Source organism: Neobacillus rhizosphaerae (assembly GCF_050477885.1).
Lineage (GTDB): Bacteria > Bacillota > Bacilli > Bacillales > Cytobacillaceae > Neobacillus > Neobacillus rhizosphaerae_A.
In genome coordinates this window covers 38123-49330 of sequence record NZ_JBCNAC010000086.1, presented here as the reverse complement: position 1 = coordinate 49330, position 11208 = coordinate 38123, and the positions used below count along the sequence as shown (strand labels likewise).

The following is an 11208-nucleotide window of genomic DNA, read 5'->3' as shown; positions in this document are numbered from 1 at the left end:
AATCAACAGGGTGTAAAAATCATCACTGTTCTTTAATACAGCTTGTGAATAAAAAAAAGACGAAGCATTAATCTTCTGCTTCATCTTTGATTCATACTATTATTTGTTAGGAGTTTAAATCAATTCGTTTTCCCGTTACTAAATAGATTACATTCTCAGCAATGTTTGTGGAATGGTCAGCTATTCTTTCAATAAATCTACACACGAATGCTAATTGGATAATTTGGTTTGTAGAATTAGGATTTTTAGGAATATAACCTAAAAGTTCCTGAATTAGGCTTCCAAACATTTTATCTACTTGATCATCTCTTTCAGCGCAGCTTTTAGCAAGCGTTATATCCTCAGAATAAAATGCCTTGATAGAATCAGATACCATATCTAAAGCCATTTCCATCATATTTGGAATATCAACTATTTCTTTAATATGCTTTTCATTCCCGATATGAACCGCAGATTTAGCAATGTTTACAGCCATATCCGCCATCCGTTCCACCTCAGATGATACTTTTAAGGCTACATTGATTTGTCTTAAATCTGTTGCTACAGGTGATTCTCTTGCAATTAATAATAAAGCCTTATCATTGATTTCATGCTCTAAATCATCAATTTCATTATCCCCATCAATTACAAGCTTAGCCTTCACCATATCTTGGTTAATAAGGGCAATCATTGCTTCCTTAATGGCAAACTCAGCTTTATTAGCCATTTGTAATAGCAATTCTTTCAACTGCTTTAAATTATTATCAAAATTCGACCTTGTACTCAATTTAGTCACCTCATCATCCGAATCTTCCTGTAATATAGCCTTCAGTTTGTGGATCTTTAGGATTTGAAAAAATAGCAGAAGTGGAATCTAATTCGATTAATTCCCCCATTAAGAAGAAAGCTGTTTTATCTGAAACCCGTGCCGCTTGCTGCATGTTATGGGTAACAATAACAATGGTATATTTTTCTTTTAGCTCAAGAATTAATTCCTCTATCTTCAAAGTAGAAATAGGATCGAGTGCAGAGGTTGGCTCATCCATTAACAAAACCTCAGGTTTAGTTGCGAGTGCCCTTGCTATACATAATCTTTGTTGTTGCCCACCTGAAAGTCCTAAAGCAGGTGCATGTAGACGATCCTTAACTTCATCCCATAATGCCACATCCATTAAAGATTTTGTGACAACTTCGTCCAAATGAACCTTTTTCTTAATTCCATGAATTCTTGGACCATAGGCAATATTATCATAAATCGATTGTGGAAAAGGATTACCCTTTTGAAATACCATGCCAACATGCTTACGCAGTTCAACAAGATCCATTTTCTCATCTAATATATTTTGTCCATCATAATTAATTTCACCGGTCATTTTTACATTTGGGACCATATTAATCATCAAATTAAGAGTTTTAATAAATGTTGATTTCCCACAACCAGATGGACCGATAATAGCTGTAACCTCTTTTTTATTAATAGGAAAATTGATATTCTTTAAGGCATGATGCTCTCCATACCATAAATTAAGGTCTTTCACATTAAAAACTTCTCTAGTCAATGTTGGAATTGCCACACCGATTCCTCCTTATCCAAACCTACCAGAAATATATTCTTCGGTCTTTTTAACAGATGGATTAGTAAATATTGTTTCCGTGTTGTCATATTCAACTAAATCACCGTTTAAAAAGAAGGCTGTTTTGTCTGAAATACGAGATGCTTGCTGCATATTATGGGTGACGATAATAATTGAATAATCCTTCTTTAAATCAACAATCAAATCTTCAACCTTAGCATTAGAAATAGGATCTAATGCCGAAGAGGGTTCATCTAAAAGCATAACAGTCGGTTTCATTGCAATCGTCCTGGCTATACAAAGACGTTGCTGCTGTCCTCCTGAAAGGGAGAGTGCTGATTTATGAAGGCGATCCTTTACTTCATCCCATAGTGCTGCTTTTTGAAGGCTCTCCTCTACAATTTCATCCAGCTCTTTTTTCTTCCTTATCCCTGCAAATTTTAGTGCATGGGTAATATTTTCGTATATCGACTTAGGAAATGGGTTTGGCTTTTGAAAAACCATTCCGATTTCTTTACGTAAAGCTACTACATTTACGTCGTTAGACAAAATATTGATATCTTCATAAAGGATCTCACCTTCTGCCCTTGCTCCCGGAATTAAGTCATTCATCCGATTAATACTTCTCAGGAAGGTTGATTTACCACATCCTGAAGGACCAATAAGTGCTGTTACACCATTTTTTTCAATGTCCAATGATATTCCATTAACTGCCCGCTTTTCCCCGTAGAATATCTGTAACTGATTGACCTTCAAAATATGATCCTTTTCCATTTGGTTGTTTGACTGAACAACTTGTATAGTTGGTTTATTTTCCATGTTAGCAGAAACCATCATATTTCCCCTGCCTTTATTTAGTTGCTGTGATTTTCTTATGAATCAAACTACCAATCCACCGGGCTAATAAATTAAATATTAGTACGGATATAACTAGAACTGCAGCCGATCCATTCGAAACTTCTTCAACGTCTGGGATTAACCCTTGAGTGTTTACTGACCAAATATGAACGGCCAATGTTTCCGCAGGACGGAAAATATTTAATGGTGATTGCGCTGAAAATGGATTCCAATTTGCATAATCTAATCTTGGTGTAGAAAGGCCTGCCGTAAATAACAACGCCGCTGCTTCACCAAACACACGACCCGAAGCAAGGATAGCTCCTGTTAAAATGGATGGGAAAGCACTTGGTAACAAAACAGTTTTAATCGTATGCCAATGAGTAATTCCTAGGGCAAGGCTCGCTTCTTTCAGATCGCGAGGTACTGAGCGAAGTGCATCCTCACTTACCCTTACAATTACAGGTAAATTAAATACAGTTAGCGCTAATGCTCCACCTAGAATGGTATAACCCCAACCAGTGACATTAACAAACATTAATAAACCAAACATCCCAATTACGATAGATGGTAGAGAGGCTAAAACCTCAATACATGAACGAATAATATCTGTAATTTTCCCAGGCTTCGCATATTCAGCCATATAAATACCACCGCCCACTCCTAAAGGCACGGCAATAATCATTGTAATTACTAAGATATAAATTGAATTAAAAAGCTGATCTCGGATACCGCCGCCCGCACGTACATTGCTAGACGGTGTAGTTAAGAAATCTAAGGAAATATGTTTAAGACCATTAACCAAAATATAATAAAATAAACCGATTAAAATAGAAACGATAATAATTGCAATTGCAATAAACACGCCAGTTGCAATTCGATCCGCAGTTTTGCTATTCATTACATTTTCCTCCTAGAAGAGAGATAACGAATAAGGAGAATAAACGCAAACGACATGATTAATAAAATTAATCCCATTGACCATAGAGTGTTATTCTCAACACTTCCATAGGTTGTATGTCCCATGTTAAGAGTAATAATCGTCGTTAATGTTGCTGAAGCGTCTAGTAAGCTTGTAGGTAAATCCCTAACATTACCAATAACCATTTGAACTGCGAGTGCTTCACCAAACGCTCTAGCCATACCCAAAACAATGGCAGTCAAAAGAGTTGGTAATGCGGCTGGGATTAATACCTTACGAATAGTCTGCCAACGAGTAGCTCCTAACGCATAGGAACCTTCACGGAGATTTTTTGGTAATGAACTCATTGCATCAGTTGCGATTGTGGTTACTGTTGGTAAAATCATAATTGAAAGAACAATTGTTCCAGATAATAAACTGAAACCAAGTCCCCCCACATTCTCCCGAATAAAAGGAACTAAGATTGTAAGCCCGATGAACCCATAAACAACAGACGGAATTCCAACCAATAGTTCTATGACGGGCTGTAGAATTTTTCTACCCCAAGAGGGTGCAATTTCTGTCATAAAAATGGCACCGCCAATACCCAATGGAGCAGCAACAAGTGCAGATAGGAATGTTACCGCAAAGGATCCGAAAATAAACGGTAACGCTCCATACTCCGGATTAGCTTTATTTGTAGGATTCCAGTGTGTACTTGTTATGAACTCAATAAAACTTACACCATTATTTATAAAAGATTGTAACCCTTTTGTACCTAAGAAAATAGTGATTGAAATGGTAGCAGATATCATAATAACAGCACACAGTAAAACAAGAATCCGCCCTCGCACTTCTCCATTCATTAAACTCTTTTTAGACTTTAACAATCTTTCACTTGCAGGAACTGTTTTTTCCATATAAATCCAAACACCCCTATGAATACGTCATAAGAGGGTAAATGCATCCTGCATTTACCCTTTACTTTTAAAAATTTTACTGCTTATAGGTTTTTCTGATTTCCTTCTGCATCACGTTCAACCTTCATTTTTGTAACAGGAAGGTATCCTTGTTCTTTTAACAGAGTGTTTTGAATATCATCTGACATTAAATAGTCAAGGAACGCTTTTGCAAGGCCATCAGGCTCACCTTTTGTATATGAATGTTCATAGGCCCAGATTGGGAATTTACCTGATTGAACGTTCTCATCATTAGGTTCTACTCCATCAATTGAAAGTGGAGTAACTTTATCATCAGTGAAATAAGAGAATGCAAGATAACCAACTGCCCCATCTGTTTCATTAATAATTTTCTTAACAGTGTTTGATGAGTCTTCTGTGATTCCTTCTGCAGGTGTTGCACCATCTAAACCAAATTTATTAAACACGGCACGAGTACCAGATGAATCCGGACGGTTTACTAATACGATTTTTTGATCCTTACCGCCAACTTCTTTCCAGTTCGTCACTTTTCCAGTAAAAACTTTCATTAAATCTTCTTTTGAAATATCTTTAATACCTACTTTAGGGTTAACCGCAGCAGTGATTCCAACAACAGCTACTTTATGGTCAACAAGTTGGTCAGCAGGGATTCCTTCTTTTTCTTCAGCGAAAACATCAGAGTTACCGATTTGAACAGAACCTTCAGCAACTTGAGATAATCCTGTACCAGATCCTCCAGCATTTACTTGAATATCTACTTTTGGATTTTCTGCCATAAATTCTTCTGCTGCAGCAGCAACTAATGGCTGCATCGCAGATGAACCAGAAATGACTAATGAGCCAGAAAGTTCTTTATTTCCACCATCAGCTGTTCCGTCTTTTTTATCAGTGTCAGTTCCGCCTCCACAAGCAGCCATCATGATCATTACTGCTGCTAGAATCGAAAATAAGCTTAATTTTTTCAGGCTTTTCATTTCTTTATTCCCCCTAAGAATTTTCGTTGTTATAAATGTTTGTCTTCCTTACATGTTTAAGAATAAGCCTTTACTGTAAACCTTGTTTTAATGGAATGTAAAGGTTTTGTAAATTTATGTTGAGCTTTTGTAAATTCACTATCTAATTAAGTCCCCCTCTATACAGTTATTTTGTTATGTAGTTTTATCATGCTCCAATTTTAGTCATGTTATAAAAAAAACTGCCTCCAAAATTGGAGACAGTTCAAGATTTGATTATTGACCAGATTGCTGGTTATTTTGAATTGCGTCAGTAGAATTTTCTGTCTGCTGTTGTTCTGTAGTAGAGGATTTTCCCGTACTACTACGATTCTTCTTTAAGTCAAAGTAAGCATCCAATACTTTTCGGCCAATTAAGTTATTCACACTCGGCCCGCTATTTCCTTGATATGCCCATGGTACCATTACAGCAATAGCTACTTCAGGGTTGTCTGATGGCGCAAAGCTAACAAGGCTTAAGTTCATGACTGGTGTACCATATTTAGATTTATCAGACCCGTAATAAAAGGCCTGTGCAGTTCCTGTTTTGCCAGCTGGGTGGTACGAAGCACTTTTAAAGTAACTTGTAGCTGTACCGTCGCCCACCTGCATGACCATGCGGAACCCTTCTTGCACTCGCTTGATCCATTGTTCTTTCATATCCACACGATTTAATACCTTAGGTTGCATTTCTTCAATAATAGGTCCTAATTCATTATTTTCCATTATTGGCTCGCGAATTTCCTTAACGATATGTGGCTGCACACGATAACCGCCGTTAGCAATCGTTGAAACATACTGTGCAAGCTGAATCGGTGTGTAGGTATCATATTGACCAATGGCAAAGTCAAGAAGCAAACCTGGTTTCTTTTCTGAACCTGGAAAACCGCTCGCTTCGTTTGGCAGGTCAATCCCTGTACGGGTCCCAAGTCCGAATTGACTAAAGGTCTGTCTCATTGTATTAAAAGTCTTTTCTGTATCTAATATTAATGGTCCATTAGGGACATAACGTCCATGGGCCATCTCAATAACTGTTTTCCACATATAAACGTTAGAAGAGACTTGAAGTGCTCTTAGGTCATTAATTCTTCCAAAGGTCTTCCAGGATTTTTTCACCTGTGTGCCTTTAATAACTAAAGGTTCATCCAGTTGAGTGTCTCCAGGACTTATCGCTCCCGTTTTATAACCCGTTAAGATGGTTGCCCCTTTAACAGCGGACCCGACGTTATAGGAGGACGTAATATTTCCTCCGGCAAAGTCTTTCATTACGGTCTTACCCTCTTTGTCCTTACCAATTTGCTTTCCGGCTAGTGACAGAATTTCTCCTGTTTTAGGATTCATGACTACTACAAAAGCACGATCCAATAGCGAAGTATTTGGCTTTCTCTTCGCATCCCACATCTCATCTTCAATAATTTTTTCTACCTGCTTCTGTAAATCCATATCAATGGTTAAAACAAGGTCTTTTCCTCTTTTACCTTCAGAAACAACTTCGGTAGAAAGAACTTTCCCAGACTTATCTGTCACATTTTTCACTTTAGCTTTTTGACCATGAAGGACATCCTCATACTTTAATTCAATATAACTTTGTCCCACACGGTCATTTCTGCTATAGTCTCTAGCAAGATATTTACTTAACTGTTCTTTTGGTATTCCTGCTTCAGAGGATGAAACATTACCTAAAATGGACCCTAATGTATCACCAAACGGATAGGCTCGGTCCCAGTCAGTGGTTGTATCCACACCCGGAAGATTTTCTAAGTTTTCACTAACAATCGCAAATTCTTCAGGTTTTACATCTTTATTCTTAACAATTTGTGGTGTTAGTGCATATCCACTATTGAATTTTCTATAAATCGCTAGAATTTCCATTGCCTCTTTATCATTTTCTAGTATCTTAAGATCATCATTTTCAATTCTGTCAATTTGCATTTGATAGATTTCTTTGTCAGTTAATTTTTTTTGTTTATATTTATTCCATTCTTTTTTAGTGATTAAAGCCTTTGCTTTTTCAGGATACTTCATAATCCAAAAATCTTTTTTATCTCTTACAGGTATTTTTTTTGTATCCATCTCAATAAATTTTGCCAACTTCTCAGCTGTTTTCAACATTTCTTCTTGCGTAGTACTTTGATTCTTTGTATAAGTAATAGCATTTAAAGGGGAATTATCAACAATTACTTTCCCATTTCGATCATACATTTTTCCTCTTGGGACAGGGTTATTTACGGTGATATCCTCTGTTCGTTCAATCTCCCGTTTAAAATCATCACCAAAAACAATTTGTAATTCACCCAAGCGGAGGATGAGAACGGAAAACAGCACAAAAACCACAAAAAACAACATATTTAAACGGAACGGTACATGCGTCTTCTTTTTTTTCTTTTTATTCAAGTTCTTACACACTTCCTTTTTTCAAGGCTTAATACAGCAACCTCTATTTTATAAGAAAATGAGCTTTTTTTCTATGAATAACCCTTACCAATTTTGCGTATTTCGACATTTTTTAATGAATTCTCTTCGAAATAGAAAATGAGGCTGATTGGTCAGCCTCATTACGCTACAGGTAATTGAACCCTCTTTATAAACAAATAAATCAAAGAATGACCTGCACCTAATATTAACAATAATATAGGAATACTTTTGTCCTCATTAAACCATGTGACTGCAGCAATAAAGGCAAGGATAGAAACGATTCTTCCTAAATTCAGAAAGATTTCTCTTACAACGATATACTCAATTCTCATTTCTGCAGCCTTCCACCCGTTTCCTATCACATCATAGGTAGTCGACATATATGGGACAAGCAAGAGTGGATAGGCCAGAGCAATCATAGCAGCATAAATTAACAGTTTTACGAAATTCACATCCCAGACAATGATTAAGACGGCCGCATATAGTATTAGACCACCAATCAGGATTGCTTTTTTACGATTGTTCTTTTTGATTAAGCGGGATGCAAAGTAGTAAGCAACAAAGGAAATGCCCGAGTTAATCAAACCAAATGTACCTAGAGCCATTTCACTCCCAGTTGAAATATAAACAAACACGGAGATAACAAATAAAAACGTCCCTTCTCTAAGTCCCTGAAAAAAATGGGCATTGGTAACGAGACGCCAATTTTCATTTAGTTTTCTTTCCTCTAATATACGTCTAAAACAATATCTCCCTGCAGCAGGTCTTGGCTTTAAAGAAAAGCTGATAAACACAGCAAGTGCAAATAATGCTAAGGACAAACCAAATACAAATGTATATCCAGTGAATTTTTCAAATCTAGTGATGATGAATCCAGCAGCTAATGGACCTATCATTCCCCCTGCTGAGCTAAGGATCCCTAAAAATCCGTTAAAGAAATCTCTAGTTTCTGGTTCTGTAATTTCAAAGGTTAAAACATTGTAGGCTAACCAATAAAAACCATACCCTATTCCCAGGAGACTGCCCAAAAGCAATAAAAAGGAGGAAGCCTTTGTTCCAGTAATTAATACCATTAGATAAAAAACAGCCAAGAAAATCACACCGATTCTAAGTACAATAACCCTATCGATTTTCTTTGCCCACCGCCCTGCTAAGATAAACGTCAACAGCTGTAGAACGACAATCGAAAGATTATAAAGTGCAAGATCTGAATAACTTCCTGTTTGTTTCCAAAGGTATATATTCACAAATGTATTGGAAAGAGCAACACTTAATGAATATAACCCTCCAATAACTAACAAAAGTGTTAGATCTTTTGTTAATTCTACATCACCTAAAATTTTTGATTTTTTCACCATTAAAACTCCCCTTTATCTTAAGGGTAGTCTTTAACAAGCGAGTGGTTTCTATTCAAATTCTTCGGGTATCGGAACAAACAAAAAAAAGACAGCTGCTTTTAAAAACAGCTGTCTTTTTGTTTTCATAAAGGAATTACTTTGCTTCGTTGTAACGTTTAGCAACTTCATCCCAGTTTACAACGTTCCAGAATGCACCAATATAGTCTGGGCGTTTGTTTTGATATTTTAAGTAGTAAGCATGCTCCCAAACATCTAGACCAAGAATTGGAGTTTTACCTTCCATTAATGGAGAATCTTGATTTGGAGTGCTTGTTAATTCTAATTCGCCGTTTGATACAGATAGCCACGCCCAGCCAGAACCGAAACGAGTAGTTGCAGCTTTTGCAAACTCTTCTTTGAAGCTTTCGAAGCTTCCAAATTTACTGTTAATTGCATCTGCTAATTCACCAGTTGGTGCACCGCCACCATTTGGTGAAAGGATTTGCCAGAATAAAGAGTGGTTTGCATGTCCACCGCCATTGTTACGTACAGCTGTACGGACAGCTTCTGGAACTGCATCTAAGTTTGCAATTACTTCTTCAACAGATTTAGAAAGTAATTCTTCGTTGCCTTGTAATGCTGCATTAAGATTTGTTACATACGTGTTGTGGTGTCTAGTGTGATGAATATTCATAGTTTCCTTATCAATGTGTGGTTCAAGAGCATCTTCTGCATAAGGTAATTGTGGTAATTCAAAAGCCATGGAAAATTCCTCCTATGTATTCATATTATTTTTTGGCTAAAGTCAATCAAAAAATCCAACGATTTTTCGAATTTTCTTAAGCTTTGCAGCTTAAGAGTACCAAACTTTGTCAAGCGTTTCAAATAAAATGCTTAGGCTAACATATTTACAATCCCCATTTCAACGATATTTATTCATAACTAATTATATTTCGAAAAAGTGTCATGAATTTCTTTCCCTTATTCTGTTAAGCTGTAATATATAGGGAGTGATAATGATGGAAAGCAATATGGTTTCTATATATAATTTAATGCTTCAGTTTTTCCAAAAAAAAGAACCGATTCAAAAGATTAAATCTGGTTCTGTCCTTTTTCAAGAAAAAGATTCAGTAGAGTATGTTTACTTATTACTTAAAGGAAGTATTGCACTTGGCAGAGTCCATTTAAAAGGAAAAGAATTTATTTTAAAAGTATTGAATAACCAAGAGTTAATTGTTGAGTATCAGCTGTTTAAAGCAAATCCCCATTATCAATTTTATGCGAAAACATTAACTGATTGTGAAATGTTGCTCGTCAAAAGGGAGCATTTTGAAGAATTTGTCTTAACAGACCCAGAAGCAATGAATGCGCTCGTTTATTGGTTAAGCACAGGCTATCTTAAAGCACAGATGAAATGCCAGGATTTAATTATGAATGGAAAAAAAGGAGGTCTTTATTCCATTTTGATCCGCTTGTGCAATTCATATGGAGTGAAGACAGATGATGGCATACTGATTGATCTTCCTCTAACACATCAGGAACTAGCTAACTTAACTTTTGGAACACGAGAGGTCATTCAACGTTCTTTGAAGGAGCTACGGGAAAAGGATATCATTTCATATGATAATCAAAAGATCACTGTTAAAAAAATAAGCTGCTTAAAGCAAGAAGTAGATTGCCAAAATTGTTCCTTCGAAATTTGCGGTTTAAATTAAAAAAGCCACCTCGGTGGCTTTTTTAATTTAAAACAACAAAAAGAAAGTATCCGATCATGATTGCTTGAATGATGGTCTTTGTCACGACACTGCTTATAAAGCCTATTACAGAACCAAATCCAATTTTTATGCTATCCATAAAGTTTCTTTTATTGAAGATTAACTCTGCTCCTATTGCACCAATAAATGGCCCAATTAAAATACCCAACACCGGGATAATAAATGGTCCAACAATAAGACCAATCGTACTTCCCCAAATACCTGCTTTGGAGCCCCCATATTTCTTAATGCCAATCATATTTGCGATATAATCAGCCACAAACAATAAAATGACAAACAATCCTTGAATTACCCAGAATAACCAATGAAAGGGTTCGAAACTAAAAAGCACACCATACAATAGGAAACCGGCTAATAAAAATATGACACTTGGAATGATGGGGTATACCAATCCTACAAAAGCTACAATAAATAAAATGGCTACCAAAGCCCAATACACTATTTCCATCTTTTCAGT

Annotated in this window: 11 protein-coding genes; 1 reads left to right on the top strand and 10 read right to left on the bottom strand. The window is 36.3% G+C overall.

Going from position 1 to position 11208, the window contains the following annotated elements; translation table 11 throughout:
- Nucleotides 1-106 precede the first annotated feature (106 nt).
- The 9 genes from phoU to ABES03_RS11585 form a co-directional block, all read right to left on the bottom strand.
- On the bottom strand, nucleotides 107-775 hold the full coding sequence (gene phoU, locus ABES03_RS11625; protein ID WP_430117446.1) for a phosphate signaling complex protein PhoU: 669 nt from the start codon (nucleotides 773-775) through the stop codon (nucleotides 107-109).
- Nucleotides 776-779: 4 nt separating this feature from the next.
- Nucleotides 780-1559: a phosphate ABC transporter ATP-binding protein PstB gene (gene pstB / locus ABES03_RS11620; protein WP_430117449.1), complete on the bottom strand. Its 780-nt coding sequence runs from the start codon at nucleotides 1557-1559 to the stop codon at nucleotides 780-782.
- Nucleotides 1560-1565: 6 nt separating this feature from the next.
- Nucleotides 1566-2372 carry a phosphate ABC transporter ATP-binding protein PstB gene (pstB, locus tag ABES03_RS11615; RefSeq protein ID WP_430117448.1) on the bottom strand — a complete coding sequence of 269 codons (807 nt, stop codon included), beginning with the start codon at nucleotides 2370-2372 and terminating at the stop codon, nucleotides 1566-1568.
- 31 nt (nucleotides 2373-2403) lie between these two features.
- Nucleotides 2404-3291, bottom strand: a complete 888-nt coding sequence (gene pstA, locus ABES03_RS11610) for a phosphate ABC transporter permease PstA (RefSeq protein ID WP_430117445.1) — start codon at nucleotides 3289-3291, stop codon at nucleotides 2404-2406.
- On the bottom strand, nucleotides 3291-4211 hold the full coding sequence (pstC, locus tag ABES03_RS11605; protein WP_430117444.1) for a phosphate ABC transporter permease subunit PstC: 921 nt from the start codon (nucleotides 4209-4211) through the stop codon (nucleotides 3291-3293). Before pstC ends, pstA begins: the two co-directional genes overlap by 1 nt.
- Before the next feature lie 83 nt (nucleotides 4212-4294).
- Nucleotides 4295-5206, bottom strand: a complete 912-nt coding sequence (locus ABES03_RS11600) for a phosphate ABC transporter substrate-binding protein (RefSeq protein ID WP_430117443.1) — start codon at nucleotides 5204-5206, stop codon at nucleotides 4295-4297.
- A gap of 255 nt (nucleotides 5207-5461) precedes the next feature.
- Entirely contained in the window at nucleotides 5462-7618 is a 2157-nt protein-coding gene (locus ABES03_RS11595) for a peptidoglycan D,D-transpeptidase FtsI family protein (protein WP_430117442.1), read from the bottom strand.
- A 161-nt stretch (nucleotides 7619-7779) separates the two neighbouring features.
- Entirely contained in the window at nucleotides 7780-8997 is a 1218-nt protein-coding gene (locus tag ABES03_RS11590; protein ID WP_430117441.1) for an MFS transporter, read from the bottom strand.
- Between the two features lie 133 nt (nucleotides 8998-9130).
- Complete coding sequence (locus ABES03_RS11585; RefSeq protein ID WP_309860615.1) at nucleotides 9131-9739, bottom strand: superoxide dismutase; 609 nt, start codon at nucleotides 9737-9739, stop codon at nucleotides 9131-9133.
- A 253-nt stretch (nucleotides 9740-9992) separates the two neighbouring features.
- Here ABES03_RS11585 and ABES03_RS11580 point away from each other — a divergent pair, with 253 nt between their 5' ends.
- Nucleotides 9993-10691 (top strand): Crp/Fnr family transcriptional regulator, encoded by a 699-nt coding sequence (locus tag ABES03_RS11580; RefSeq protein WP_430117440.1) that lies wholly within the window; start codon nucleotides 9993-9995, stop codon nucleotides 10689-10691.
- A 22-nt stretch (nucleotides 10692-10713) separates the two neighbouring features.
- On the opposite strand, the gene ABES03_RS11575 is transcribed toward ABES03_RS11580, so the two are convergent.
- Nucleotides 10714-11199: a DUF456 domain-containing protein gene (locus tag ABES03_RS11575; protein ID WP_430117439.1), complete on the bottom strand. Its 486-nt coding sequence runs from the start codon at nucleotides 11197-11199 to the stop codon at nucleotides 10714-10716.
- Between the last annotated feature and the right edge of the window lie 9 nt (nucleotides 11200-11208).

What these genes read in the sequence shown, in the direction of transcription:
- ABES03_RS11575 (WP_430117439.1), bottom strand. Translation starts at nt 11,199, where the DNA reads ATGGAAATAGTGTATTGGGCTTTGGTAGCCATTTTATTTATTGTAGCT.
- ABES03_RS11590 (WP_430117441.1), bottom strand. Translation starts at nt 8,997, where the DNA reads ATGGTGAAAAAATCAAAAATTTTAGGTGATGTAGAATTAACAAAAGAT.
- ABES03_RS11600 (WP_430117443.1), bottom strand. Translation starts at nt 5,206, where the DNA reads ATGAAAAGCCTGAAAAAATTAAGCTTATTTTCGATTCTAGCAGCAGTA.
- pstC (WP_430117444.1), bottom strand. Translation starts at nt 4,211, where the DNA reads ATGGAAAAAACAGTTCCTGCAAGTGAAAGATTGTTAAAGTCTAAAAAG.
- ABES03_RS11580 (WP_430117440.1), top strand. Translation starts at nt 9,993, where the DNA reads ATGATGGAAAGCAATATGGTTTCTATATATAATTTAATGCTTCAGTTT.
- pstB (WP_430117448.1), bottom strand. Translation starts at nt 2,372, where the DNA reads ATGGAAAATAAACCAACTATACAAGTTGTTCAGTCAAACAACCAAATG.
- pstA (WP_430117445.1), bottom strand. Translation starts at nt 3,291, where the DNA reads ATGAATAGCAAAACTGCGGATCGAATTGCAACTGGCGTGTTTATTGCA.
- ABES03_RS11585 (WP_309860615.1), bottom strand. Translation starts at nt 9,739, where the DNA reads ATGGCTTTTGAATTACCACAATTACCTTATGCAGAAGATGCTCTTGAA.